Origin of the sequence: Rhizobium sp. LCM 4573 (assembly GCF_001854865.1) — a bacterium.
GTDB lineage: Bacteria > Pseudomonadota > Alphaproteobacteria > Rhizobiales > Rhizobiaceae > Neorhizobium.
Genome location: NZ_MDDW01000005.1, coordinates 115,188 through 139,369, shown reverse-complemented (window position 1 = coordinate 139,369; position 24,182 = coordinate 115,188). Strand labels below are relative to the sequence as shown.

Annotated in this window: 24 protein-coding genes; 18 read left to right on the top strand and 6 right to left on the bottom strand. The window is 62.2% G+C overall.

The features are described from left to right. The first annotated feature begins 17 nt into the window (after nt 1-17). Both LCM4573_RS11530 and LCM4573_RS11525 read left to right on the top strand, forming a co-directional pair. Nucleotides 18-764: an AzlC family ABC transporter permease gene (locus LCM4573_RS11530; RefSeq protein ID WP_071006428.1), complete on the top strand. Its 747-nt coding sequence runs from the start codon at nt 18-20 to the stop codon at nt 762-764. Then, entirely contained in the window at nt 761-1,102 is a 342-nt protein-coding gene (locus tag LCM4573_RS11525; protein ID WP_071006427.1) for an AzlD domain-containing protein, read from the top strand. Before LCM4573_RS11530 ends, LCM4573_RS11525 begins: the two co-directional genes overlap by 4 nt. A gap of 20 nt (nt 1,103-1,122) precedes the next feature. On the opposite strand, the gene LCM4573_RS11520 is transcribed toward LCM4573_RS11525, so the two are convergent. From LCM4573_RS11520 to LCM4573_RS11505, 4 genes are read right to left on the bottom strand one after another with little or no spacing between them, the layout of a single operon-like run. Next, nucleotides 1,123-1,554 carry an HIT family protein gene (locus tag LCM4573_RS11520; RefSeq protein ID WP_071006426.1) on the bottom strand — a complete coding sequence of 144 codons (432 nt, stop codon included), beginning with the start codon at nt 1,552-1,554 and terminating at the stop codon, nt 1,123-1,125. A 43-nt stretch (nt 1,555-1,597) separates the two neighbouring features. Continuing rightward, nucleotides 1,598-2,791, bottom strand: coding sequence for a GNAT family N-acetyltransferase (locus LCM4573_RS11515; RefSeq protein ID WP_071006425.1), 1,194 nt, complete (start codon nt 2,789-2,791; stop codon nt 1,598-1,600). After that, nucleotides 2,792-3,517 (bottom strand): glycerophosphodiester phosphodiesterase, encoded by a 726-nt coding sequence (locus tag LCM4573_RS11510; RefSeq protein WP_071006424.1) that lies wholly within the window; start codon nt 3,515-3,517, stop codon nt 2,792-2,794. Then, complete coding sequence (locus tag LCM4573_RS11505) at nt 3,514-3,984, bottom strand: RidA family protein (protein ID WP_071006423.1); 471 nt, start codon at nt 3,982-3,984, stop codon at nt 3,514-3,516. Before LCM4573_RS11505 ends, LCM4573_RS11510 begins: the two co-directional genes overlap by 4 nt. Before the next feature lie 111 nt (nt 3,985-4,095). On the opposite strand from LCM4573_RS11505, the gene LCM4573_RS11500 reads away from it, so the two are divergent. The 15 genes from LCM4573_RS11500 to lpxB all read left to right on the top strand — a co-directional run bounded on the left by LCM4573_RS11500 (nt 4,096) and on the right by lpxB (nt 19,312). Further along, nucleotides 4,096-4,938 (top strand): cell envelope integrity EipB family protein, encoded by an 843-nt coding sequence (locus LCM4573_RS11500; protein WP_071006422.1) that lies wholly within the window; start codon nt 4,096-4,098, stop codon nt 4,936-4,938. Between the two features lie 92 nt (nt 4,939-5,030). Beyond that, nucleotides 5,031-5,963: a hypothetical protein gene (locus LCM4573_RS11495; RefSeq protein WP_071006421.1), complete on the top strand. Its 933-nt coding sequence runs from the start codon at nt 5,031-5,033 to the stop codon at nt 5,961-5,963. 197 nt (nt 5,964-6,160) lie between these two features. Further along, complete coding sequence (rpsB, locus tag LCM4573_RS11490; RefSeq protein ID WP_046792158.1) at nt 6,161-6,928, top strand: 30S ribosomal protein S2; 768 nt, start codon at nt 6,161-6,163, stop codon at nt 6,926-6,928. Between the two features lie 237 nt (nt 6,929-7,165). Then, a complete protein-coding gene (gene tsf, locus LCM4573_RS11485; protein WP_071006420.1) occupies nt 7,166-8,092 on the top strand; it encodes a translation elongation factor Ts in 927 nt (308 codons plus the stop codon). Between the two features lie 115 nt (nt 8,093-8,207). After that, the gene (gene pyrH / locus LCM4573_RS11480; RefSeq protein ID WP_071006419.1) at nt 8,208-8,930 is read left to right on the top strand and encodes a UMP kinase; all 723 of its coding nucleotides are present in this window, start codon (nt 8,208-8,210) and stop codon (nt 8,928-8,930) included. 47 nt (nt 8,931-8,977) lie between these two features. After that, a complete protein-coding gene (gene frr / locus LCM4573_RS11475; RefSeq protein ID WP_071006418.1) occupies nt 8,978-9,538 on the top strand; it encodes a ribosome recycling factor in 561 nt (186 codons plus the stop codon). A gap of 51 nt (nt 9,539-9,589) precedes the next feature. Further along, nucleotides 9,590-10,339 carry an isoprenyl transferase gene (locus tag LCM4573_RS11470; protein ID WP_071006417.1) on the top strand — a complete coding sequence of 250 codons (750 nt, stop codon included), beginning with the start codon at nt 9,590-9,592 and terminating at the stop codon, nt 10,337-10,339. Then, on the top strand, nt 10,339-11,172 hold the full coding sequence (locus tag LCM4573_RS11465; protein WP_071006416.1) for a phosphatidate cytidylyltransferase: 834 nt from the start codon (nt 10,339-10,341) through the stop codon (nt 11,170-11,172). The genes LCM4573_RS11470 and LCM4573_RS11465 overlap by 1 nt, the downstream gene beginning before the upstream one ends. Before the next feature lie 29 nt (nt 11,173-11,201). Continuing rightward, nucleotides 11,202-12,323, top strand: coding sequence for an RIP metalloprotease RseP (gene rseP, locus LCM4573_RS11460; protein ID WP_071006601.1), 1,122 nt, complete (start codon nt 11,202-11,204; stop codon nt 12,321-12,323). Between the two features lie 198 nt (nt 12,324-12,521). Further along, a complete protein-coding gene (gene bamA, locus LCM4573_RS11455; protein ID WP_071006415.1) occupies nt 12,522-14,858 on the top strand; it encodes an outer membrane protein assembly factor BamA in 2,337 nt (778 codons plus the stop codon). 52 nt (nt 14,859-14,910) lie between these two features. Further along, nucleotides 14,911-15,975: a UDP-3-O-(3-hydroxymyristoyl)glucosamine N-acyltransferase gene (lpxD, locus tag LCM4573_RS11450; RefSeq protein ID WP_071006414.1), complete on the top strand. Its 1,065-nt coding sequence runs from the start codon at nt 14,911-14,913 to the stop codon at nt 15,973-15,975. Next, nucleotides 15,968-16,435 carry a 3-hydroxyacyl-ACP dehydratase FabZ gene (fabZ, locus tag LCM4573_RS11445; protein WP_071006413.1) on the top strand — a complete coding sequence of 156 codons (468 nt, stop codon included), beginning with the start codon at nt 15,968-15,970 and terminating at the stop codon, nt 16,433-16,435. Before lpxD ends, fabZ begins: the two co-directional genes overlap by 8 nt. Continuing rightward, nucleotides 16,432-17,247, top strand: coding sequence for an acyl-ACP--UDP-N-acetylglucosamine O-acyltransferase (gene lpxA, locus LCM4573_RS11440; protein ID WP_071006412.1), 816 nt, complete (start codon nt 16,432-16,434; stop codon nt 17,245-17,247). Before fabZ ends, lpxA begins: the two co-directional genes overlap by 4 nt. A gap of 5 nt (nt 17,248-17,252) precedes the next feature. Beyond that, complete coding sequence (locus LCM4573_RS11435; protein ID WP_071006600.1) at nt 17,253-18,134, top strand: LpxI family protein; 882 nt, start codon at nt 17,253-17,255, stop codon at nt 18,132-18,134. Continuing rightward, nucleotides 18,134-19,312 carry a lipid-A-disaccharide synthase gene (gene lpxB, locus LCM4573_RS11430; protein WP_071006411.1) on the top strand — a complete coding sequence of 393 codons (1,179 nt, stop codon included), beginning with the start codon at nt 18,134-18,136 and terminating at the stop codon, nt 19,310-19,312. The genes LCM4573_RS11435 and lpxB overlap by 1 nt, the downstream gene beginning before the upstream one ends. A 35-nt stretch (nt 19,313-19,347) precedes the next feature. Here lpxB and gltA read toward each other — a convergent pair whose 3' ends face one another. Then, a complete protein-coding gene (gene gltA, locus LCM4573_RS11425; RefSeq protein WP_071006410.1) occupies nt 19,348-20,637 on the bottom strand; it encodes a citrate synthase in 1,290 nt (429 codons plus the stop codon). Nucleotides 20,638-21,050: 413 nt separating this feature from the next. Here gltA and LCM4573_RS11420 point away from each other — a divergent pair, with 413 nt between their 5' ends. Then, entirely contained in the window at nt 21,051-23,426 is a 2,376-nt protein-coding gene (locus LCM4573_RS11420; RefSeq protein WP_116285464.1) for a ComEC/Rec2 family competence protein, read from the top strand. Here the strand turns inward: LCM4573_RS11420 and lexA are convergent. Further along, nucleotides 23,407-24,120, bottom strand: coding sequence for a transcriptional repressor LexA (gene lexA, locus LCM4573_RS11415; RefSeq protein WP_071006598.1), 714 nt, complete (start codon nt 24,118-24,120; stop codon nt 23,407-23,409). The genes LCM4573_RS11420 and lexA overlap by 20 nt on opposite strands. Nucleotides 24,121-24,182: the final 62 nt, after the last annotated feature.

The following is a 24,182-nucleotide window of genomic DNA, read 5'->3' as shown; positions in this document are numbered from 1 at the left end:
GCCCATCCGGATTTTTCATGTCCATAGACAGTGATACGCGGCCCGCTTCGTTCTGGTTCTACACCGGAATGAAGGGCATCACTTCGCTGCCCGCCCTCATACTCATGACGTCCTTCGTCGGGTTCAGCGCGTTTGCACTGGAGGCCGGGATCTCGCGCGGCGAAGCGATGTTCATGACCTTCGGCATATGGGCTCTGCCGGCGCAGATGATCCTTGTCGGCATGATGACCACCGGGGCGCCGCTCGCGGCCTGCTTCCTTGCCGTAACGCTGTCGTCCATCCGCATGATGCCGATGGTCGCCTCGATCGTGCCCGAGATGCGCACGCGGCTGACGCCGACCTGGCTCTTGCTCTTCGCTTCCCATTTTATCGCCATAACGGCCTGGGTTTTCGCTCTTCGAACCCTCCGCGACGTGCCGCGCGAGCATCGCGCCGTCTATTTCCTTGGATTCGGCCTGACGCTGACGACGATCAACACCGGCATCGTCGCCATCTGCTACGGGCTGGTGTCGCAGTTTCCGCCGCTCGTCGCCGGCACGCTCTTCATGCTGACGCCAGTCTACTTCGTCGCCTCGATCTGGGCGACGGCGCATCACAGCGTGGTGAGGCTCGCTTTCATGGTCGGCATCGTCGGCGGACCTTTTATGGCGCTGGTGGCGCCTGAATTCGACGTGCTCTATGCGGGGATCGGCGGCGGCACGGCCGCCTATCTCATCGACCGGTTCTATATCCGCCGGCGCAGGCGGACAGGGAGCGCGCGATGACCGAAGTCTGGTGGTGGAGCTATCTGGTGATCGCGGTGGCGGGCTTTCTCGCCACGGATATCTGGCGGTGGCTCGGGGTTCTGAGCGGCAATCGCCTGAAAGAGGATTCCGAAGCGCTGCATTGGGTGAGGGCGGTGGCGACGGCACTCGTCATGGCCGTCACCGCCAAGCTCATCGTTTTTCCAACGGGAACGCTTGCGGGCTCGCCGCTATGGCTGCGGCTGGCCGCTGCGGGCCTGGGCTTCGTCGCCTTCCTCGTCTCCGGCCAGAAGGTCGGCGTCGGGGTCGCGGTCTCCATGGCGCTTCTTGCAAGCGGGCTCTGGTGGCTCGGCTTCTGACGCCGGTGGGGTAGCCCGGGTCAGTTCCCGAGCTTGCCGATGATCTTTTCCGCCTGAGACGCGAGCACCTCATTATCCTCCATCTTGCCCGAATGGGGCTTGAGCGGCAGGCCCTCGTAGCGGGGAATGACATGGAAATGCAGGTGATAGACGGTCTGGCCGGCGGCTGGCTCGTTGAACTGGATGACCGTGATGCCGTCCGCCTCGAAGGCTTCCTTCGCTGCCTTGGCAAGCTTCTGGACGATCGGGACAAGGTTCGACAGAACCGTGGGGTCGGCATCCAGAATATTGCGTGAAGGTGCCTTCGGCACGACCAGCAGATGGCCTGGCGATTGCGGCATCACGTCCATGAAGGCGAGCGTATGGTCGTCCTCGTAGATGCGGTGGCAGGGGATTTCGCCACGCAGGATCTTCGCGAAGATGTTGTTCTCGTCGTAGGTCTGGCCGCTCATGGTAATGTCCTCTCCTTGATTGGTGAACGCGGTCGCGCCGGGCTCAATCCTGTTCCTGTTGCCGCTCGCCCTTGCGGAACGGGCTGTGCTCGGACAGGTATTCGCTCATATACTCCACCTCGTGGCGTTCGCGCTCGAGATAGTCGGCGACCGCCCGCCGAAGACCTTGATGGGCGATGTAATGCGCCGAATGGGTGGTGACAGGCAGGTAGCCGCGCGCCAGCTTGTGCTCCCCCTGCGCGCCCGCTTCCACCCGCTTCAAGCCCTTCGCCAGCGCGAAGTCGATCGCCTGATGATAGCAGACCTCGAAATGCAGGAAGGGATGATCCTCGATACAGCCCCAATGACGACCGTAAAGCGCGTCGCCCCCGATGAAGTTGATGGCGCCGGCGATGTATTTTCCCGCGCGCTTTGCCATGACGAGCAGGATGTCATCCGCCATCCGCTCGCCGATCAGCGAATAGAAGCTGCGGGTGAGATAGGGACGCCCCCATTTGCGGCCGCCCGTATCCATGTAGAAGGCGAAGAACTGGTCCCAGACATCTTCCGTAAGGTCCTTGCCGGTCAGCCAGTCGATGGTGATGCCGTTCTCGACCGCGGCCCGGCGCTCCTTCTTCAGCGCCTTGCGCTTGCGGGAAGCCAGCGTTTCCAGAAATTCGTCGTGATCGGCATAGCCCTGGTTGATGAAATGGAACTGCTTGTCGGTGCGATGCAGATAGCCAGCCTCCTCGAAGGCGGGTAACTCCTCTTCCGGCAGGAAGGTCACATGCGCGGAAGAGACGCCGAGCTGACGCGTCACCTCCTGGAGACCGGCGGCAAGCGTCGCGCGGGTGGCGTCGGGATCATAGCCGGCGGAGACGAGGAGGCGAGGTCCGGTTGCGGGCGTGAAGGGCACGGTGCATTGCAGTTTCGGATAATAGCGCCCGCCGGCCCGTTCGAAGGCATCCGCCCAGCCATGGTCGAAGACGTATTCGCCCTGGCTATGGCTTTTCAGATAGCCGGGAATTGCTCCGATCAGCGCTCCCGCATCATTCTCCAGAAGCAGATGCTGCCCAAGCCAGCCGGTCTTTGCGGCAGCCGAACCCGATCCTTCCAGAGAGGAAAGAAACGCATGGGAAATGAACGGATTATAAGGGATATCTAAAGAAGTATTCGAGGTGCCGGAAAGGCGCGACCAGCTTTCCCGGTTGATCGCGCAGAAGGATTTTTCGATGCGGATGGTGAGGTTGCCGGGCATTTAGGCGGAGGCCATCTCCCTTGGGTCAAAACCCTCGAATGTCATCTGGTCCGCATATTTATAGGTATGTTCGCGGGCCATTACATCCCTCACGGTCCAGGTGATCACCGGAATTTGCGCCTGTCTCTGTCCGGTGACGAAGCTGTTCGGCAGATGCGCCCAGTGATAGGAGATGAAATCGAGTCCGAGCTGCATGGCTTCGTCGTGCATGAAGAAATCCTCCGGCTTGTTTCCCTCCGCCGTAAGACCGAGCGGATAGGGAGCGCCTGCGGCTTTCAGCTCCTTCAGGAGGTGATGATCGAAGCTCATGAGGGCAACCTTGCCCTGATAGCCTTCCAGCACTTCGAGAACGGCTTCGATAAAGCCGTCATCCTCGCCTTCACGGCCCTTGAGCTCGATGACGAGCGGCACCTTTCCGGCGACGATGGCCAGCATCTGCTTCAGCGTGGGGATCCTGTCCTTCGTCCCGCCGACGGCGAGCATGCCGAGTTCGGCCGAGGTGCGCTCGCGCACATCGCCCTTGATGCCGCAGAGCCGCTGGAGGTCGTGGTCGTGAAAGACCACCGGCACGCTGTCGGCGGCGAGCTGGAGGTCGCATTCGATGGCAAAGCCCGCTTCCACCGCCCGGGAGAAGGCGGAAAGCGTATTCTCCCAGACGGATTTGTTCATGTCGTGATAGCCGCGATGGGCGACCGGCAGTTCCCTGACCCAGGAAGCGGAAGTCATGCTTCGATCTCGATGATCGCGTCGATTTCGACGGCGGCGTTGAGCGGAAGGGATGCCATGCCGACGGCGGCGCGGGCATGCTTGCCGGGCTCGCCCAGCACATTGGCGATGAGGTTTGAAGCACCGTTCATCACGAGGTGCTGTTCGGTGAAATCGGGCGTCGAGGCGATGAAGCCGTTGAGCTTCACGATGCGGCGTATCCTGCCGAGGTCTCCGGCAAGTGCCGCCTTGGCCTGGGCGAGGATGTTGATCGCGCAGAGTTCGGCGGCGCGCTGGCCCCTTGCAACGTCCACGTCGCGGCCGACCAGTCCGGTCACCGCAACTTTGCCATCTTCGATCGGCAATTGTCCCGAAAGGAAAAGAAGATTGCCGCTGATGGTGAAGGGCACGTAATTGGCTGCCGGCGCTGCTGCGGCGGGAAGCGTGATCCCCAGTTCCTTCAAGCGGCTATCGATGGCATCGGACATTTTCGGCTCCCGGTTTCGTTGTAATGTCTTCCAAAATCCTGCATCAAGCAGATAAGCTTGCTTGATGGCGTTCTTATAACACCGAGCCCTGAGTCCAACAGGAGATAATGAATGTATCGCATGAGCTTCGGGGCCATCCTGACCGCCGCGTTCGCCCTGGGCGGAACGATTTCCGCAAATGCCGGAGCGGAAAGCGCCCGAATGCTCGTGCCGCATCGCGCCGTGTATAATCTCAAGCTCAAGGAAGCCTCCGAGCGCTCCGGCATCGAGGGCATGTACGGCCGGATGGTCTACGAATTCACGGGCTCAGCTTGCACCGGCTTCACCACGAATTTCCGTTTCGTCACCAAGATCAGCACCGGTGAGGAAACGCGCATGACCGACCAGCAGACGACCACGTTCGAAAATGCGCTGGCCCGCGAGTTCCGCTTCGAGACGAAATCCTTCACGGACGAGCAACTCGACAAGGAGGTGAGGGGGGAAGCGGTCGCGGGGGAGAGCGGCGTGAAGGTGGAGATAAGCCAGCCGGAGCAGCGGCAGGTGGACCTCGCGACCAGCGATTTTCCGACCGAGCACATGTTGGATGTCATCGAGAACGCCAAGAAGGGCAATCGCTTCTTCGAATCGCGGATTTTCGACGGTTCGGAAAACGGCGATCAGAGCCTCATGACCACGACCGTAGTCGGCAAGGAGCAGGCGCCGGCGCCGGGGGATGCCGATGCGGACAAGGCGGGGGAGTTCTCCAAGACTCCCTATTGGCCCGTCACCATCTCCTATTTCAATGAAGGCACGAACGGTGACGCCACGCCAGTCTACAGCATGTCCTTCAAGCTTTACGGCAACGGCATTACCCGCGACCTCACTATGGACTATGGTGACTTCGTGCTGACCGGCAGCCTGGAGAAGCTGGAAATGCTGGACAAGGGGCCGGAGAACTGCTCCGAGCCGAGATAGGTCCGAAGTTCCGGAGAATTCATTCAACCTGTTGACATTTCGATTGAATTTTCCCTCTTTGTCATATCTCCCAACCCAAGAGGAGATAAGACATGCACCACCATTTTTCCTATATTGGTTCCGGCCCCTACTGCTATGCGAACTCCTTCGCGATGATGTTCGGCGATCACGCGCCGTCGACGGCGGTGATCGAATTTGCGACCGGCAGCCCCTTCGGCATGCAGCTGATCGGCGGCAAGCAGCCTTTCTTCGATCCGTATGGCTGGGACCCGGAAAAGGGCTTCGACGATGCCCTGCGTGCGCTCGGCTGGACTTCCAACGTCACCAAGTGCCGCTCCTCCGAGGAAGCGCTTCGCAATCTCGAACTGGCCCTGCGGGATGGTCCGGTCTGGGTCGGGCCCGTCGAGATGGGGCATTTGCGACACCAGCCGGGTATGACCGGGCCGATCGGCGCCGATCATTATGTCGTTGTGCTGGAGGTCTCCGGGGGCAGGGTGCTGATGCACGATCCGCAGGGCTATCCCTATGCGTCGCTGCCGCTTGCGGATTTCATGGAGGCCTGGCGCGCCGAGACGCTCGATTACGGCGAGCCCTATACCATGCGCACCGGCTTCGAGCGGCTGAACAGGGTTTCGGAGGAGGACACGATCCTGGCCTCGATCCCGTCGGCGATCCGGTGGCTTTCCATGGAGGGAAATCACAAGATGCCCGCGGGAAGTCTAGGCAATGGCGAGGCCGCCGAGGAGCTGGCGCGACAGATCGGGAATGGCTGCGACGACGAACTCCGGGGGCACTTCATTCACTTCGCGGTACGGGTCGGCGCGCGCCGGGCGAACGATGCCGCGGTCTGCCTCCGCCGGATAGGCTATCTCGAGGCATCGGCAGCGGCCGCCGTGCAGGCGCAGATCATAGGCTCGCTCCAGCATTCCTTGACCATGCGCGAGGATGCTGCTGCGGCCGCCTCGCTGCGCCGGCTTGCTCCCACCTATGAAAAGCTGCTTTCGGCGTTGAAGAAGGCGAGCTGACATCGTTTTGGCCAGCAAGGGCCGTTACTTTTTCTTCGCGGCCCTTGCTTTTCCGGCTGATCGACTGTAAGGGCAGCCCCATTCCACACGTGAGGCATGGGATCGTCCGGGAGAAATCCGGGCCATTCCGCCGGTGGCAGGTCCGAAGGATCTGCTGTTCGCCTTGCGGAGGTTCAACCGGAAAAGGAGAAAAAGGCATGGCATTGCCTGATTTCAGCATGCGCCAGCTTCTGGAAGCTGGTGTTCACTTCGGCCACCAGACCCATCGCTGGAACCCGAAGATGAAGCCGTACATCTTCGGCGATCGTAACAACATCCATATCATCGACCTCGCGCAGACCGTTCCGATGCTGTCGCGCGCCCTGCAGGTCGTTTCCGACACGGTAGCCCGTGGCGGCCGCGTTCTCTTCGTCGGCACCAAGCGCCAGGCTTCCGAGCTGATCGCCGATTCGGCGAAGCGTTCGGCCCAGTACTACGTCAACTCCCGCTGGCTCGGCGGCATGATGACCAACTGGAAGACCATCTCGAACTCGATCGCCCGTCTGCGCAAGCTCGACGAGATCCTCAACGGCGAAGCCCAGGGCTTCACCAAGAAGGAGCGTCTGAACCTGGAGCGCGAGCGCGAGAAGCTCGACAAGGCTCTCGGCGGTATCCGCGACATGGGCGGCACCCCGGACCTGATGTTCATCATCGACACCAACAAGGAAAAGATCGCCATCGATGAAGCCAAGCGCCTGGGCATCCCGGTCGTCGCCATCATCGACTCGAACTGCGATCCGGACCTGATCGACTATCCGATCCCGGGCAATGACGACGCTTCGCGCGCTGTCGCTCTCTACTGCGACCTGATCGCCCGCGCTGCCATCGACGGCATCGCTCGCCAGCAGGGCGCTTCGGGCCGCGACATCGGCGCTTCCGCCGAAGCCCCGATCGAGCCGGCTCTCGAAGGCGAATCCGAAGCCTAAGGCCAAGGTCGGAGCGGCTAAAGCCGCTCCCGCTTCCCAATTCGACCGAGGCCAGAGAGAAGATCCCTGGCCTCGGTGCGTTTGACGACCTGTCCGCCCGCGGCTTTCGCGGTTGAGGCGACAGGCTGGTGATGATCTTCATCACCCTGTCATACTTCCGGGTACATTCGTTCCCAAAACCTTGAGTTCGCCGAGGTTTTCCGGCGGCACGCAACATGAACCGACAAGAGGCTCACAATGGCTGAAATCACCGCTGCACTGGTGAAGGAACTGCGCGAAAAGTCCGGCGCAGGCATGATGGACTGCAAGAAGGCGCTGGCTGAAAACAACGGCGACATCGAAGCAGCAATCGACTGGCTGCGCGCCAAGGGTATCGCCAAGGCCGACAAGAAGTCGGGCCGCACGGCTGCGGAAGGCCTGATCGGCGTTGCAAGCGCCGGCACCAAGGCGGTCGTCGTCGAAGTCAATTCCGAAACCGATTTCGTCGCCCGTAACGAAGCCTTCCAGACGATCGTTCGCGGCGTTGCCGACGTGGCGCTCACCACCGACGGCACCGTTGAAGCCGTGGGCGCCGCCACCTATCCGGCGACCGGCAAGTCCGTCACCGACACGATCAAGGATGCTGTCGCCACCATCGGCGAAAACATGAACCTGCGCCGTTCGGCCCTGCTGTCGGTCGAAGACGGTGTTGTTGCGACCTACATCCACAACGCCGCAGCCGACCGTCTCGGCAAGCTCGGTGTTCTGGTCGCGCTGAAGTCGACCGGCAACAAGGAAGCCCTGAACGCCATCGGCCGCCAGGTCGCCATGCATATCGCCGCGACTGCGCCGCTGGCCATCCGCGCCGAGGAAGTCGACGCGGCCGTCGCCGAACGCGAGCGCAACGTCTTCATCGAGCAGTCCCGCGCTTCCGGCAAGCCGGATGCCATCATCGAGAAGATGGTCGAAGGCCGCATGCGCAAGTTCTTCGAGGAAGTCGCCCTTCTCTCGCAGGCTTTCGTCATCAACCCGGAAGTGACCGTCGGTGAAGCCGTCAAGGCTGCCGAGAAGGAAGTTGGCGCGCCGATCGAAGTGACCGGCATGGCCCGCCTGCTGCTTGGCGAAGGCGTAGAGAAGGAAGAGACGGACTTCGCAGCTGAAGTGGCCGCGGCCGCCAAGGGCTGATACAGCCTACCTTATCCTGTCAAAAGCGGAGGGCACCGGGTGACAAGCCGGTGCCCTTCGTGTATCCGCAGGCGGTTTGATATTTTCTCCGGCAGTTCGATTTCAAGGAGCCTTCATGTCGCCCGATCCCATCTACAAGCGCGTCCTCCTCAAGGCTTCCGGCGAAGCGCTCATGGGCAGCCAGGGTTTTGGCATTGATGTCGCGGTTGCCGATCGCATCGCTTCCGATATCGCTGAAGCCCGCACCATGGGCGTCGAGGTCGGCGTGGTTGTCGGCGGGGGCAACATCTTTCGCGGCGTGGCCGTGGCTTCCAAGGGCGGCGACCGGGTGACCGGCGACCACATGGGCATGCTGGCGACCGTCATCAACGCGCTGGCGCTCGCCACGTCGCTCCGCAAGCTCGATATCGAGACGGTGGTGCTTTCGGCGATCGCCATGCCGGAGATCTGCGAGAGCTTTTCGCACCGCCGGGCGCTGCACCATCTGGAGCAGGGCAGGGTGGTGATCTTCGCCGGCGGCACCGGAAACCCGTTCTTCACGACCGATTCCGCCGCCGCCTTGCGCGCAGCCGAGATCGGCGCCCAGGCGATCTTCAAGGGTACGCAGGTGGACGGCATCTATTCCGCCGATCCGAAGAAGGTTCCCGATGCGACCCGCTTCGAAACGCTGACCCATGGCGAAGTCCTGGAAAAGGGACTGGCGGTAATGGATGTGGCGGCGGTGGCGCTCGCCCGCGAGAACAGCATCCCGATCATCGTGTTCTCGATCCACGAAAAGGGCGGTTTCGCTGAAATCTTGACCGGCGGCGGTCGCAAGACCATCGTATCGGACAACTGAAGCGCGGCAGGGAAACTGCCGGACAGACAAATGCAGGGAGTAGTTGCATGAGTGACGCAATCGATCTCAACGACATCAAGCGCCGCATGGACGGCGCCATCAACGCCTTCAAGAGCGATATCGCATCGCTGCGCACCGGCCGCGCCTCGGCAAACATCCTGGACCCGGTAACGGTCGAGGCTTACGGGGCCCGTGTGCCCCTGAACCAGGTCGCCAACATCACTGTGCCCGAGCCGCGCATGCTCTCCGTCTCCGTCTGGGACAAGTCGATGGTCGGCGCGGTCGACAGGGCGATCCGGGAGTCCAATCTTGGTCTCAACCCGATCGTTGACGGCCAGAGCCTGCGCATCCCGCTTCCCGAACTCAACGAGGAGCGCCGCAAGTCCCTGGTGAAGGTGGCGCATGACTACGCCGAAAAGGCCAAGGTCGCGATTCGCCACGTTCGCCGGGATGGCATGGACGGCCTGAAAAAAGCCGAAAAGGACGGCGTTATCGGGCAGGACGACAGCCGCTCGCAATCGGAGAGGGTTCAGAAGATGACGGATGACACGATTTCCGAAATCGACCGCTTGCTTGTGGAGAAAGAAAAGGAAATCATGCAGGTCTGATACGAGCTCGCGTGTTGACCTGCCTTCGCCCGCCGAGGAACTGCTCTGAATATGGCCACTCCCGATCTTCCGATCATACCCGAACACGTCGCCGTCATCATGGACGGAAACGGACGCTGGGCGAACAAGCGCGGCCTGCCGCGCGCGGTTGGCCATAGCAAAGGCGTAGAGGCCGTTCGCGAAACGGTGCGCGCGGCGGGCGAGGCGGGGGTCCGGTATCTGACCCTTTTCGCCTTTTCATCGGAAAACTGGAGCCGTCCGGAAGACGAGATCAACGATCTCCTCGGCCTTCTGCGCAGATTTATCCGGCGTGATCTCGCCGAGCTCCACCGGGAGAACGTGCGCATCCGGGTGATCGGCGACAAGCAGAACCTCAGGGGCGATATCCTGCCGCTCCTGCTGGAAGCCGAGGAAACGACCCGCCTGAACACCGGCCTCACGGTCGTCATCGCCTTCAACTACGGAGCGCGCAACGAGATCGCGCGGGCGGTCGCCAAGCTTGCCCGTGAGGTTGAGGCCGGCCGCCTGAAGGCCGACGATATCGACGCGCGGAGCATCGGCGACAATCTCGACACTGCCGGAATTCCGGACCCGGACCTCATCATCCGCACCAGTGGCGAGGAGCGCCTGTCGAACTTCCTGCTTTGGCAGGCCGCCTATTCCGAACTGGTTTTCCTGCCGGAGTACTGGCCGGACTTCAACCGGCAGCTCTTTTTCGATGCGCTGAGGGTCTTCGCATCCCGCGACCGGCGATTCGGAGGTCTTTCGGCGAAGACTGCCGCTGCTGCGGTGGTCGGCTGATGGGATCGGAACTCAAGCGCCGGATCGTTTCGGCGATCGCGCTGGCGGCTGTCGTATTGGCCGCGACATTGGCGGGCGGTCTGTGGTTCCGTCTCATAGCAGCGCTGATGACGCTGCTCATCTACTACGAATGGTCGACGATCACCCGGCTGGATGAGGTTGCCTTCCGCGGCAACATGTTCGGCTGGGTGGCCGCGATCCTTATCGCGGTCAATATCGCCTTCGGCGAGGCGTCGCTCAACGTTCCCCTGCTCGGCGGGTTCACGATCACGGCCCTGCTCCTCGTCCCCCTCGGCAGCGCCAACTGGTGGCTGCCGGGCGGCGTTCTCTATGCGGGGCTTTCCGGCGTTTCGCTTGCGGCGATCCGCGGGGCCGACCAATCCGGTTTCGTGGCGACGCTGTTCGTCTTCGCGGTCGTCTGGGCGACCGATATCCTTGCCTATTTCATCGGGCGGGCGCTGAAGGGGCCGAAGCTCGCGCCGAAGATATCGCCGGGAAAGACCTGGTCGGGAGCCATCGGCGGGGCGGTTTCGGGCGTGATCGCCGGCTCGGCCGTCGCCTCCCTCGTCTTCTATCGGCTCTCGTTCTGGACGCTGGCGCTCGCGCTGCTGCTGTCGGTTTCCAGCCAGATCGGTGATCTCTTCGAATCGTTCATCAAGCGTCGATTCGGAGTGAAGGATTCAAGCCATCTCATTCCGGGCCATGGCGGGGTCATGGACCGGGTGGACGGCCTCGTTTTCGCCTGTTTCGCGGCCTTTCTTTTAACGCTTGTGTATGGGGCTTCGGCAGATCATCCTGATGCGTCGGTGGCGAGCTTCCTTTTCGGACTCTGACCGGCGCAAACGACGAAACGGACATGGCGATGGCGATTTTCGGACTGATCACTGGCTATATCATTCCCTTCATTCTGGTCCTGTCGCTGCTCGTCTTCGTTCACGAGATGGGTCATTACCTGATTGGCCGCTGGTGTGGCATTCGGGTGACGGCGTTTTCCGTGGGCTTCGGGCCGGAGATCGCCGGCTTTACCGACAGGCACGGCACGCGCTGGAAACTCTCGGCCATACCGCTCGGTGGCTATGTGAAATTCTTCGGCGACGATGATGTCGCCAGCCTTCCGGACGCCAGCGGCCTTGCGGGAATGACGGAGGCCGAAAAGGCGACGACGCTCGCCGGGGCGAAACTCTGGAAGCGCGCGGCGACCGTGGCCGCCGGGCCGATCGCCAATTTCCTGCTCGCGATCGCCATTTTCGCCGTCTTGTTCGCCACCTATGGAAAGGTCGTCGCCGATCCGGTGGTGGCCGAAGTTCGTTCGGAAAGCGCCGCGGCTTCCGCTGGCGTGGAGCCGGGAGACCGGCTGGTCGCGCTCGACGGGACGCGGATCGACACTTTCGACGACGTTCGCCGCTATGTGAGCGTGCGGCCGGAAACGCCGATCGTCGTGACGGTGGAGCGCAACGGCCGTGAACTGGACCTGCCCATGGTTCCCAAGCGCGAGGAGATCACCGATCAGTTCGGCAACAGGATCGAGCTCGGGATCATCGGCATCGTCACCAATGGCGAGCGCGGCAATTTCCGCGTCCAGACGTTCTCCCCGATCGCAGCCGTCTCCGAAGGGGTGAAGGAGACCGGCCACATCATCACCGGCACGTTCCGCTATATCGGCAATCTCGTCACCGGCCGCATGAAGGCCGATCAGCTCGGCGGTCCGGTGCGGGTAGCCCAGGCTTCCGGCCAGATGGCGACGCTCGGGGTCGCGGCGGTCATCCAGCTTGCCGCCGTGCTTTCGGTTTCCATAGGTCTTCTCAACCTGATGCCGGTGCCGGTACTTGACGGCGGGCATCTTGTTTTCTACGCAATCGAAGCGGTTCGGGGAAAGCCGCTCGGGGCAGGGGCGCAGGAGATCGCCTTCCGCATCGGAATGGCCATGGTGTTGAGCCTGATGGTCTTTGCAACCTGGAACGACATCAGCAACCTGATCGGGTGAGGGCCTTCATTTTAAATGATAAACCCTTTGTTTACCTTGTTTTGAAGAGTTGCGTGGCCATTGGGTCACGCCTCGGAAGGAAGTAAACAGAAATTAACGCGATGCCTTGCTTGTAGAGCAAAAGCAGGTAAAACGACACACGTGGCCGGAGTCGGGTTCCAACCCGCTGAGGACAACGGGAAAAGGTAAGAATTGAAAATGAAGGCTGGTTCAAAGTTTTTGAACGCAGTGTCGGCGTTTGCGCTGTCTGCTGGTGTAATCGCGTCGGGCGCGGGTGTTTTGGTACTTGCTTCCGCACCGTCTGCTGAAGCGGCAGTTATTCGCAGTGTCCAGGTTCGGGGCGCCCAGCGCTCCGGCGAGGAGGCGGTCCGTTCCAATCTGACCATTCAGCCGGGCGTCAGCTTCTCGGATGCTGACATCGACGAATCGGTCAAGCGCCTCTACGCAACCGGCTACTTCTCCGATGTCCGAATCAGCGTGTCGGGCAGCGCGCTCGTCGTGACGGTGAGCGAGAACCAGCTCGTCAATCAGGTGGTCTTCAACGGCAACCGCAAGATCAAGGACGACAAGCTGCAGTCGGTCGTCCAGACGCAGGCTCTGGGTCCCTACAGCGAAGCGCTGGTCAACGCCGATATCGAACGCCTGCGGGAAGCCTATTCCGCGACGGGCCGCAGCGATGTCGAAATCACCACCCAGGTGGTTCCTGTCGGTGAAGGCCGCGTCAACATCGCTTTCGTCATCAATGAAGGCGAGCGCACGAAGATTTCCAACATCAACTTCGTCGGTAACCAGGCCTATGGCGACGGTCGTCTCCAGTCGGTCATCACCACGAAGGAATCGGGTCCGCTTTCCTTCCTGACCCGCAAGGACGTCTACAACGAGGACAAGCTGCGCGCCGATGAAGAGGCGCTGCGCCAGTTCTACTACAATCATGGTTATGCGGATTTCCGCATCATCTCCTCCGAGGCCGTTCTCGACGAGTCGACCAACCAGTACAACATCACCTTCACGGTGGAGGAAGGCTCCCGCTACAAGTTCGGCGACATCTCAGTGGAATCCACGGTCGATGGCGTGAACTCCGCGGACCTGCAGGGTCTGGTGCGCACGCATGCCGGCGACGTCTACAACGCTCGCGAAATCCAGCGGTCGATGGAAGAGATTTCCCGTCGCGTGGCTGCGGCAGGCTATCCGTTCGCCCGCGTCACGCCGCGCGGCAACCGCAATTTCGATACGCAGACCATCGGCGTCTCCTATCTGGTCGACCAGGGCGAGCGCGCCTATGTCGAGCGCATCGAGATCCGGGGTAACACCCGCACGCGTGATTACGTCATTCGCCGCGAGTTCGACTTCAGCGAAGGCGATGCCTTCAATCAGGAGATGATCTCGCGCGCCAAGCGCCGTCTGGAGGCGCTGGGCTACTTCACGAACGTCAACATTTCCACGTCGGCCGGCTCTTCGCCCGACCGTGTCGTGGTCGTGGTCGACGTCGAGGATCAGCCGACCGGTTCGTTCGGCATCGGTGCCGGTTATTCCGCCGGCGGCGACGGCCTCATCCTCGAAGCCTCGATCGAAGAGAAGAACTTCCTCGGCCGCGGTCAGTTCATCCGCGTCGCAGTGGGCGGCGGTCTCGACGATGCGCGCAGCTACACGCTTTCGTTCACCGAGCCCTACTTCCTCGGTTATCGACTGGCTGCCGGCTTCGACATCTTCAAGAACCAGACCTCGTCGGAAGATTATTACGATTACGACGAGCAGGGTGTGACGTTGCGTGTGACCGCGCCGATCACCGAAGAGCTGGCGACGACGTTCCGCTATACCTACAAGCAGATCACCTACGAGGGAGAAGACGACTGGGAAGTCGGCAGCAATCTCTCGGAGCCCTATCGTGATCTGATCAGGCATGGCGAGTTCGTCCAGTCGTCGGTTTCGCAGACGCTGACCTACAATACGCTCGACAGCACGACCCTGCCGCGCGAAGGCATCTATGCAACCCTTACGCATGAATATGCCGGTCTCGGCGGAGACTCGGAGTTCTACAAGATCACCGGTCGCGCACGTTACTTCCACATGCTGTCGGATGAAGCGGACATCATCGGCTCTGTGGCCGTTGGCGCCGGTCATGTCGTCGCCACGGGTGATTCGCTCAACGTCTTCGATCAGTTCATGATCGGCGGACGCCAGATTCGTGGTTTCAAGAACGATGGTATCGGACCGCGCATGCCGAACGGCGACCCGCTTGGCGGCACGACCTACTTCAACGCGTCGGCTGAAGTTTCCTTCCCGATGCCGGGCTTCCCGCAGGACTTCGGCCTGCGCGGCGCGCTCTTCGCCGATGCCGGTTCGCTCTGGGGCAACGAGGTTGCCAATAGCGGCGGTGTGGTCGGTACGGACTCTTCGATCCGTGCGTCCGTTGGCGTCGGTGTGACCTGGGCTTCGCCCTTCGGCGCGCTTCGCTTCGACTATGCCGTACCGGTCGCGAAGGAAGACTTCGACGAGACCCAGGAATTCCGGTTCAGCATGGCGAACCAGTTCTGATCACGCCCGTCCAGAACTGCGGACAAAAACTGTTCTGGAGCTTAAAGGCTTGATGGAGAACAATGAATTCTTTCCGCCCCATGGTGGTGTGAGCCTGCGCGAGCTGGCTGCCCATCTTGGGGCAGAACTGCTTGATGAATCGGCAGGGGACCGGCTGATCTACTCGGTGGCGCCGGTAGCTCGCGCGCGGGAAGGGCAGCTCTGCTACATCCTTTCACGCAAGAGCAAGGACGAGCTCGCGACCTGCCGGGCTTCCGCCATACTTTGCGATGCGGCCTTGCGGTCGGCAATTCCCGAGCACATTCCCGTTCTTCTCAGCAAAACTCCCCATGCGGCATTCGCCCAGGCGGGAGCGTTGCTGCACCCGATAGCGATGCGTCCGGCGCCGGTCACGTCGCAGGCCGAGGGAATTTCTCCGGCCGCCTTCGTTGACCCGACCGCCAAGCTCGAGCCCGGCGTCCATGTGGAGCCGATGGCGGTGATCGGCGCGCGCGCCGAAATCGGCTCGGGCACCCGCATCGGCGCGGGCAGCGTCGTCGGCGCGGATGTCAAGATCGGCCGGGATTGCACGATCGCAGCCGGCGCCAGCGTTCTGGCGGCGTTGATCGGCAATGGGGTCATCATCCATAACGGCGCGCGTATCGGCCAGGATGGCTTTGGTTTCGCACCCGGTCCCAGAGGCATGCTGAAGATCGTGCAGGTAGGCCGCGTCATCATTCAGGACAATGTCGAGATCGGCGCGAATACGACCGTCGATCGTGGTGCCATGGACGATACGGTCATCGGCGAAGGTACGAAGATCGACAATCAGGTTCAGATCGCCCATAACGTGCAGATCGGACGTCATTGTGGTATTGCCAGCGGCGCCGGCATCGCCGGCTCCACCAAAATCGGCAATGGCGTGCTGATCGGCGGTGCTTCGGGCATCAATGGTCACATCACCATCGGTGATGGCGTGCAGATAGGCGCCATGAGCGGTGTCGTGGCCGACGTGCCCGCGGGCGCGCGCTATGGCGGTATTCCGGCCCGGCCGATGAAGGATTTCCTTCGCGAGGTGGCGGAGAAGATGGCGCGCTCCGACGAAAGGGCAAAACGCAAAGGAGAAAAGAATGACTGATGAGACCAAGCCGGTCCTCGGCGCGGCCGATATTCAGGAAATCATGAAGCTTTTGCCGCATCGCTATCCGTTCCTGCTGGTCGACAAGATTATCGAGATCGACGGGGACAATTCCGCGATCGGCATCAAGAACGTGACGGCGAGCGAACCGCATTTCACCGGACATTTCCCGGAACGTCCGATTATGCCGGGTGTTCTTCTCGTAGAAGGCATGGCGCAGACCGCCGGCGCCATCTGCGCGCGCAAGGAAGGCGAGTGCGGGAACCTGGTCTATTTCATGACCATCGACAATGCCCGTTTCCGCAAACCCGTCGTGCCCGGAGACCGTGTCGAATATCATGTGCAGAAGCAGAAGCAGCGGGGCAATATCTGGAAGTTCCACTGTGACGCCAAAGTGGATGGCGCCCTGGTTGCGGAAGCCGATATAGGCGCGATGATCGTGCGTAAGGACGCAGAATGAGCAAGATCGCTGCCAGCGCGCGCATTCACCCGCTTGCCCTGGTCGAGGACGGTGCCGTCATCGGCGAGAATGTCGTCGTCGGCCCTTTCTCGCAGGTCGGTCCGCGCGTCGTGCTGAAGGACGGAGTGGAGCTGATCTCCCATGCGGTGGTGACCGGCAATACGGAGATCGGCCATAATTGCCGCATCTTTCCGATGGCGGTGATCGGCGGTGTTTCCCAGAGCCTTCATGAAGCGGGCGAGGATTCGTCCCTGACGGTCGGTGACAACTGCACCATGCGCGAAGGCGTGACGATGAATTGCGGCACGGTGGGCGGCGGCGGCAAGACGGTGGTTGGCAGCAACTGCCTGTTCCTCGCCAATTCCCATGTCGCGCATGACTGCCAGCTCGGCAGCGGCATCGTCATGTCGAACAATGTCATGCTCGCCGGCCATGTGCATGTCGGAGACCGCGCCATTCTCGGCGGCGGCTGCGCCGTGCACCAGTTCACCCGTATCGGGCGGCAGGCCTTCATCGGCGGGCTGTCTGCCGTGAACTACGACGTCATTCCTTATGGCATGCTCAACGGCAATCCGGGAATTCTCGGCGGGCTCAACGTGGTCGGCATGACCCGCGCCGGTATCGAGCGCGCCACGATCCATCGGGTGCGCCGCGCCTTCAAGCAGATATTCGAGGGCGAGGGCAATATCCGCGTCAATGCGGCTGCGATCCGGAACGAATACCAGGATTGCGCGGAAGTGATGGAAATCCTCGACTTCATCGCCGCGGATAGCGACCGCGCGCTTTCGTCGCCCTATCGCGGCAAGGGCTGATGCCCATGGCCGCGCCTGCAAGCCTCGCGGCAAAGGGCCGGCTGGCCATCATTGCGGGAAACGGCCTCCTGCCGGTGCATCTGGCAGAGGCCGCGCGGGCTGCGGGGGAAGACCCGTTCATCATACTTCTGAGGCATGAAACCGATCAGCGTTTCGAGGGTTTCGAGACGACTACCATGGCGATTGCCGATATCGCCGGCTTCAATCGGATTCTTCGTCAGCACGGCATTGACCGCGTCGTGCTTTCCGGCGGCGTGACGCGCCGACCGGAATGGAGGGATGTCCGGCCGAACTGGAAGATGCTGCGCAAGCTGCCTGCATTGTTCCGCACGCTGGTCTCCGGCGGCGATGACGCCCTGCTGCAAATGACGATCGGCATACTCGAAGCTCAGGGATGCCGGGTCATCGGCGCCCACGAGATCGCTCCGAACCTGCTTGCAAGGGTCGGCCCGCTCGGCAGGCAGATCCCCTCCGACGAGGATCGCCGCGATATCGAAGCCGCCGCTGAGGCCGCCCGCCGGCTGGGCGAACTCGATATCGGGCAGGGTGCGGTGAGTGTGGGCGGTCGCGTCGTTGCGCTCGAGGGCGTGGAAGGCACGGACCGGATGCTGGAGCGTGTCGCGGGCTTGAGAGCCGAGGGGCGGATTTCGAGCCGCCGCAAGGGCGTGGTCGTGAAGCTCTGCAAGCCTCAGCAGGATGTTCGGGCCGATTTGCCCTCCATCGGCCCTTCGACGGTTCGCAATGCGGCCGCGGCCGGGCTCGCCGGCATCGTCGTCGAGGCGGGCCGCGCCCTGGTTCTGGAAGAAGCTGCTCTGATCGCGGCGGCCGATGAGGCGGGGCTTTTCGTTTGCGGTATCGATCCCGGCTTGGCCGGCGGAGGTTTGTGATGGCGGAGACGCTGAAAGTCGCTGTCGTCGCCGGCGAAGTGTCCGGCGATCTCCTGGGCGGCAACCTGATTGCGGCCTTGAAGGCGGCTCACGACGGGCCGGTCGAACTTGTCGGCGTCGGAGGTGAGGCGCTGGAGGCGCAGGGCCTGCGCTCGCTCTTCGATTTTTCCGAACTGTCCATCATGGGGCTGACACAGGTTCTTTCGCGCCTGCCGGGCCTGATCAGGCGTATCAACCAGACGGCCGCGGCCATTATCGCCGCGAGACCCGATGTTCTCGTCATCATAGACAGCCCGGATTTCACTCATCGGGTCGCCAGGAAGGTGCGCGCAGCACTGCCCGGTCTTCCCATTGTCGATTATGTCTGCCCGAGCGTATGGGCGTGGAAGGAATACCGCGCCAAGGCAATGCTCGACTATGTCGATCATGTGCTTGCGGTTCTGCCCTTCGAGCCGGAAGCGATGCGACGTCTCGGTGGCCCGGAAACGAGCTTTGTCGGCCACCGGCTGACGGACGAACCGGAACTCGTGAAGGTTCGCGGTCTTCGCGCCGCGCGCCCGGTAAAGGCGAAGGAAGAGCAGCGGACGATCCTGCTGCTGCCTGGCTCCCGTTCCGCCGAGATCAAGGCGCTTCTGCCGGTCTTCGGAGAGGCCGCAGCGGAATTCGAGGCGCGCAACGGCCCCACCCGTTTCCTGTTGCCGACGGTTGCGCGCCAGGAGAAGCTGGTGCGCGAGATCGTCGGGACACTTCCGGTGAAGCCGGAGATCGTGACGGGCGAGGAGGGCAAGTGGACCGCCTTTGCGGAAGCCGATGCCGCGATCGCCGCCTCGGGCACGGTCATTCTGGAACTTGGGCTCGCCACGGTTCCGGTTGTTTCCGCCTATAAGTCGGACTGGCTGATCACGATGCTGTCCAAGCGGATCAAGATCTGGTCGGCGGCCCTGCCGAACCTCATCGCCGATTATCCGATCGTGCCGGAATATATCAACGAGGTGGTGCGTCCCGGCAGTCTTTGCCGTTGGGCGGAGCGGCTTTCCGCCGACACCGCCCAGCGCCGCGCCATGCTGGAGGGCTTCGATCTCGTCTGGCAGCGGTTGCAGGTGCCGGTGCCTCCGGGCGAGGCGGCGGCGGGCATCGTTCTGCAGGTCCTGGAAAACAAGAAGCCCGGTCATCGCTGACCGGGCTTCCTTGTTTTTGCAGACTTGAGGTGTCGTTAGCGCTTGGAGATCGGCAGGTAATCGCGCTTGGCTTCGCCCGTGTAGAGCTGGCGCGGACGGCCGATGCGCTGCTGCGGATCTTCGATCATTTCGGYCCACTGGGCGATCCAGCCGACCGTGCGGGCGAGCGCGAACAGCACCGTGAACATGGTGGTGGGGAAGCCCATCGCCTTCAGCGTGATGCCGGAATAGAAGTCGATGTTCGGATAGAGCTTCTTTTCGATGAAGTATTCGTCGGTGAGCGCGATGCGCTCCAGCTCCATGGCGACCTGTAGAAGCGGATCGTCCTTGTGGCCGAGTTCGCCGAGCACTTCATGCGTGGTCTTCTGCATGATCTTGGCGCGCGGGTCGTAGTTCTTGTAGACCCGATGGCCGAAGCCCATGAGGCGGAACGGATCGTTCTTGTCCTTGGCGCGGGCGATGTATTCCGGAATACGGTCGACGGTGCCGATCTCGGTCAGCATGTTGAGCGCCGCTTCATTGGCGCCGCCGTGAGCCGGGCCCCAGAGGCAGGCGATGCCGGCCGCGATACAGGCAAACGGGTTGGCGCCCGAAGAGCCGGCGAGACGGACGGTCGAGGTGGACGCGTTCTGCTCGTGATCGGCATGAAGGATGAAGATGCGGTCCATGGCGCGCGCCAGTACCGGGTTCACCACATAGTCCTCGCAGGGAACGGCGAAGCACATGTGCAGGAAGTTCGAAGCGTAATCGAGATCGTTCTTCGGATAAACGAAGGGCTGGCCGATATGGTACTTATAGGCCATGGCGGCGAGCGTCGGCATCTTTGCGATCATGCGCAGGCTGGCGACCATGCGCTGGTGCGGATCGGTGATATCCGTGGAATCGTGATAGAAGGCCGAAAGCGCGCCGACCACGCCGCACATGACGGCCATCGGATGGGCATCGCGGCGGAAGCCGGTGAAGAAGCGGCTCATCTGCTCGTGCACCATCGTGTGGTGCGTGACGCGGTAATCGAAGTCCTTCTTCTGGGCGGCGGTGGGCAGTTCGCCGTAAAGAAGCAGGTAGCAGGTCTCAAGGAAGTCGCCATGCTCGGCGAGCTGCTCGATCGGATAGCCGCGATGCAGAAGGATGCCTGCATCACCATCGATATAGGTGATCTTGGATTCGCAAGACGCCGTCGAGGTGAAGCCTGGATCGTAGGTGAATGCGCCGGTGTTCTTGTAGAGGGCGCCGATATCGATGACGTCCGGACCGATCGAGCCCGATCGTACCGGCAGCTCCACTTTCTTATCACCCAAGGCGAGGTTTGCGCTCTTATCCGTCATGCTGATCCTCCAACTTTTTGGCGGCATGGCGCCCTAAAAGCGCCATAAGGGTTAAGCGTCACGAGTTTAGCTATATGATCCGAGAGCGGATGCCAAGCTATCCTGACGGGAAATTGTGCAGCGCGAAAACATATTAGGCACTGGTCTGGCAGCTGGAAGTTGCAAGGCGGCCGACCCGGCAAAAGCCCGCAAAACATGGGTTTGCATCCGCAGTTGACGGTTGCGCCGAGCTGCCGCACTCTGCACTTAGGGCTTGTATTGCGGGTGGGGCGTGGATGCCGGTGGAAAAGGAGGTTCCGGATATCGCGGAGAGGGCGAAGGGGCGCCCGCTGCATGCCGAACCTTCGGTAGAACAAGACATCTTTCTGCCTGCTTTTTTAGCAGATCCGCGAGGCGCGGTGGCCGCGTCGGACATGCGGCGGCCAACCACGATCAACCGTGGGTTTGCCGCGCGGGCCGCGGAAGGCCTTCAGCGCCTCCGGTGCCTCGTTCCCGCGATGATCCGCGAAGAGGCGGCGCATGGTCACGGATTTTTGTTCGTGCCCGTCGTGATCGGCGCAGGCGCCGCCTTCTGGTTCAGCCTGCAGAAGGACCCGCTCTTTCCGCCGCTTGCCCTTGCATTCGTCTTTTTTGCGGCCGTCGCGCTTGCGACCCGCTACCGTCCGAGCCTCTGGAGCATCGCTTCACTTGCGCTGACACTCTTCCTCGGCGGTATGATCCTTGCCCAATTGGAGACCTGGCGCCGCTCGACGGTTATCCTCGACTCGCCGGTGACCACCATGATCACCGGCCGCGTGGAACGCCTGGAGCCGGACGGGCAGGGGCGGTGGCGCTATATCGTCCGTCTCACCGCCACGGCGGACCCGGTGCTGCGCCGTCCGCCGGAGAAGGTGTCGCTCCTTGCGCGCAGCCGCCATGAGCCGATCGCAAGCGGGGAGGTCATCACCGGAAGGGCGCGGCTCTCGCCGCCCTCCGGGCCTGCCTTGCCCGGCCTCGTGGATTTCGCTTTTTCCGCCTATTTCGACGGCATCGGCGCGGTGGGCTTCTTCTACGGCGCGCCGAAGCAGGGGGGAGCGGCCGGAGAGGYGGCCGCCCCCTGGTTGGGCGAGATGGAGCGGAAGCTCTTCGATCTGCGCAGCACGATCGCCTCGCGCATCCGGGAGGTCGTTCCCGGCGATGCGGGCGCCTTCGCCGCCGCGATCGTCACGGACGAGAGGCGGGCGATCTCGAAGGAGACGACCGAGGCGCTTCGCGTTTCAGGCCTTGCCCATATAGTCGCGATCTCCGGTCTCAACATGGCGCTTGCCGCAGGCATCTTCTTCGTCGGCGTGCGGACGGTGCTGGGGTTTTTCATGGGCTTCGCGCAAGCCTGGCCGGTGAAGAAGATCGCGGCCTTCGGCGCGCTCCTCATGGCGACCGCCTATTACCTGATTTCCGGTTTCGCGGTTTCGGCGGAACGCGCCTATCTGATGATGGCGGTCATGCTCGTCGCAGTGCTTTTCGACCGCGCCGCCATCAGCCTGCGCAATGTGGCACTTTCCGCGCTCGTCATCATCGCGATTTCGCCCTCCGAGATCATGGGGCCGAGCTTCCAGATGTCGTTCTCCGCAACCGTCGCACTGGTGGCCGGCTATGCGCTCTGGAAACGCCGTGCCGCGGGGCGGGAACCGGAAATATTCCCCTTGCGTCACCCGGTGGTGACGCCTTTGCTGACAAGCTGGAATTTCATCGCCGGAATATTCGCGACCTCGCTCATCGGCGGGCTTTCCACCGCGATCTATTCCATCGAGCATTTTCACCGGATCGCCACCTACGGGCTGGCTGCCAATCTCGCCGCCATGCCGATCATCTCCTTCCTCGTCATGCCGGCGGGGCTTGCCGGCATGCTCCTGATGCCGTTCGGCCTGGAAGAACCTTTCCTCAAGCTCATGGGGCTAGGGCTTGAGGCGGTGATCGCGGTCGCCAGGCATGTAGCTTCCTGGGGAGGCGATATCGGAGCCGGGCGCCAGCACCCCTGGTTCATGCCTGTCGCGACCTCAGGCTTTCTGCTCCTGACGCTGCTCAGAACCAGGCTGCGGCTGATCGGCCTGCCCATATTCGCCGCGGCCGTGCTTCTCTCGTTGCTTGGGCGACCGGCCGCTCCACCCGACCTGCTGATTGCCGAGGACGGAACCATGGCCGCCCTGACCGAAGCGGACCGGACGGCGACGAACCGCACCCGGCCGCCGGAGTTCATCTTCTCGCAATGGCATCGTGCCTTGCTTCTGGAACCTCCAGAAGGTCCTGTCATGTCCCTGATTGGTGACAAGATCGCAAAACCGTCCACGGACGCTGCTGAGCGCCGCGATTTAACCTCCGAAGAGGTGGCGAGCGCGCGCGAAAGGTTGCGGAATGCGCTTGCCTCGGCAGATCCGGCTCGGTTCAGCTGCGAGCCGAAGGCCTGGTGCGCCGCAAAGACCTCGCAAGGCGCCGGCATCGTGATGGTGGAGGACTGGCGGCTGACGGGCGTGGCCTGTGATGTCGCGGCCATCGTCATAGCGCCGCGCGCAAGGTTCAATCATTGCCGCTCCGGCGCGCTCCTCTTCAACGGCAAGACCTTGCGGCGGACCGGAGCCCTGGAAATGGAATTCAACGGTAGCGGCGATCCTCGGCAATGGACTATCCGCGCCGCCATGGACGAAAAAGACCGCTCTTGGAGCCGCCATAGCCATTACGACTGGCGAAGCGGCGATTACGATGCTGCGCTGCCGGAGCCGCTGGCGGAATTTCTCAGTGATAGCGGCGGATGAGGCCGACCAGCTTCCCCTGGATCTTGACGCGGTCCGGTCCGAAGATGCGCGTCTCGTAAGCCGGATTGGCCGCCTCGAGAGCGATGGAAGCGCCGCGCCGGCGGAAGCGCTTCAAGGTCGCTTCCTCGTCGTCCACCAGGGCGACGACGATGTCACCGGGATGAGCTGTATTGGCGTTGCGGATGATGACCGTATCGCCGTCCAGAATGCCGGCCTCGATCATTGAATCACCCTTGACCTCGAGGGCATAATGCTCGCCCGCGCCCAGCATTTCGTGAGGCACCGCGATATCGTGGGTATTGTTCTGGATCGCCGAAATCGGAACGCCCGCAGCAATGCGGCCCATTACCGGCACCGAAGCGGAATTGGACTGCTCTTCGGCGGCCTTCGGAGGCGCGGGTGCAGGCTTCGGCTTGCCGAGACTGCCCTCGATAACGCTCGGTGAAAAGCCCCGCCGCGGCTGCAGGCTCGGCGTATAGGCTTCCGGAAGCTTGATGACCTCCAGGGCGCGGGCGCGGTTCGGCAGGCGGCGGATGAAGCCTCTTTCCTCCAGGGCGGTAATCAGCCGGTGGATGCCCGATTTGGAGGCCAGATCGAGTGCGTCCTTCATTTCGTCGAAGGACGGCGGGACGCCGGATTCCTTCATGCGTTCATGGATGAACAGAAGCAATTCCTGCTGTTTGCGCGTGAGCATGGCGTCGAACCCTTGAATCGGAAACAAATCCAGAACGGACACTATATGTTCCATATGTGTTC

Bases quoted from the DNA above. Each gene is read 5' to 3' on its own strand.
- lpxB (WP_071006411.1), top strand. From the start codon at position 18,134: ATGGCGGAGACGCTGAAAGTCGCTGTCGTCGCCGGCGAAGTGTCCGGC.
- LCM4573_RS11500 (WP_071006422.1), top strand. From the start codon at position 4,096: ATGTATCGCATGAGCTTCGGGGCCATCCTGACCGCCGCGTTCGCCCTG.
- LCM4573_RS11525 (WP_071006427.1), top strand. From the start codon at position 761: ATGACCGAAGTCTGGTGGTGGAGCTATCTGGTGATCGCGGTGGCGGGC.
- LCM4573_RS11465 (WP_071006416.1), top strand. From the start codon at position 10,339: ATGGGATCGGAACTCAAGCGCCGGATCGTTTCGGCGATCGCGCTGGCG.
- bamA (WP_071006415.1), top strand. From the start codon at position 12,522: ATGAAGGCTGGTTCAAAGTTTTTGAACGCAGTGTCGGCGTTTGCGCTG.
- LCM4573_RS11435 (WP_071006600.1), top strand. From the start codon at position 17,253: ATGGCCGCGCCTGCAAGCCTCGCGGCAAAGGGCCGGCTGGCCATCATT.
- pyrH (WP_071006419.1), top strand. From the start codon at position 8,208: ATGTCGCCCGATCCCATCTACAAGCGCGTCCTCCTCAAGGCTTCCGGC.
- LCM4573_RS11530 (WP_071006428.1), top strand. From the start codon at position 18: ATGTCCATAGACAGTGATACGCGGCCCGCTTCGTTCTGGTTCTACACC.
- LCM4573_RS11515 (WP_071006425.1), bottom strand. From the start codon at position 2,791: ATGCCCGGCAACCTCACCATCCGCATCGAAAAATCCTTCTGCGCGATC.
- tsf (WP_071006420.1), top strand. From the start codon at position 7,166: ATGGCTGAAATCACCGCTGCACTGGTGAAGGAACTGCGCGAAAAGTCC.
- LCM4573_RS11520 (WP_071006426.1), bottom strand. From the start codon at position 1,554: ATGAGCGGCCAGACCTACGACGAGAACAACATCTTCGCGAAGATCCTG.
- LCM4573_RS11470 (WP_071006417.1), top strand. From the start codon at position 9,590: ATGGCCACTCCCGATCTTCCGATCATACCCGAACACGTCGCCGTCATC.
- frr (WP_071006418.1), top strand. From the start codon at position 8,978: ATGAGTGACGCAATCGATCTCAACGACATCAAGCGCCGCATGGACGGC.
- lpxD (WP_071006414.1), top strand. From the start codon at position 14,911: ATGGAGAACAATGAATTCTTTCCGCCCCATGGTGGTGTGAGCCTGCGC.
- LCM4573_RS11505 (WP_071006423.1), bottom strand. From the start codon at position 3,984: ATGTCCGATGCCATCGATAGCCGCTTGAAGGAACTGGGGATCACGCTT.
- rseP (WP_071006601.1), top strand. From the start codon at position 11,202: ATGGCGATTTTCGGACTGATCACTGGCTATATCATTCCCTTCATTCTG.
- LCM4573_RS11510 (WP_071006424.1), bottom strand. From the start codon at position 3,517: ATGACTTCCGCTTCCTGGGTCAGGGAACTGCCGGTCGCCCATCGCGGC.
- LCM4573_RS11495 (WP_071006421.1), top strand. From the start codon at position 5,031: ATGCACCACCATTTTTCCTATATTGGTTCCGGCCCCTACTGCTATGCG.
- fabZ (WP_071006413.1), top strand. From the start codon at position 15,968: ATGACTGATGAGACCAAGCCGGTCCTCGGCGCGGCCGATATTCAGGAA.
- rpsB (WP_046792158.1), top strand. From the start codon at position 6,161: ATGGCATTGCCTGATTTCAGCATGCGCCAGCTTCTGGAAGCTGGTGTT.
- lexA (WP_071006598.1), bottom strand. From the start codon at position 24,120: ATGCTCACGCGCAAACAGCAGGAATTGCTTCTGTTCATCCATGAACGC.
- lpxA (WP_071006412.1), top strand. From the start codon at position 16,432: ATGAGCAAGATCGCTGCCAGCGCGCGCATTCACCCGCTTGCCCTGGTC.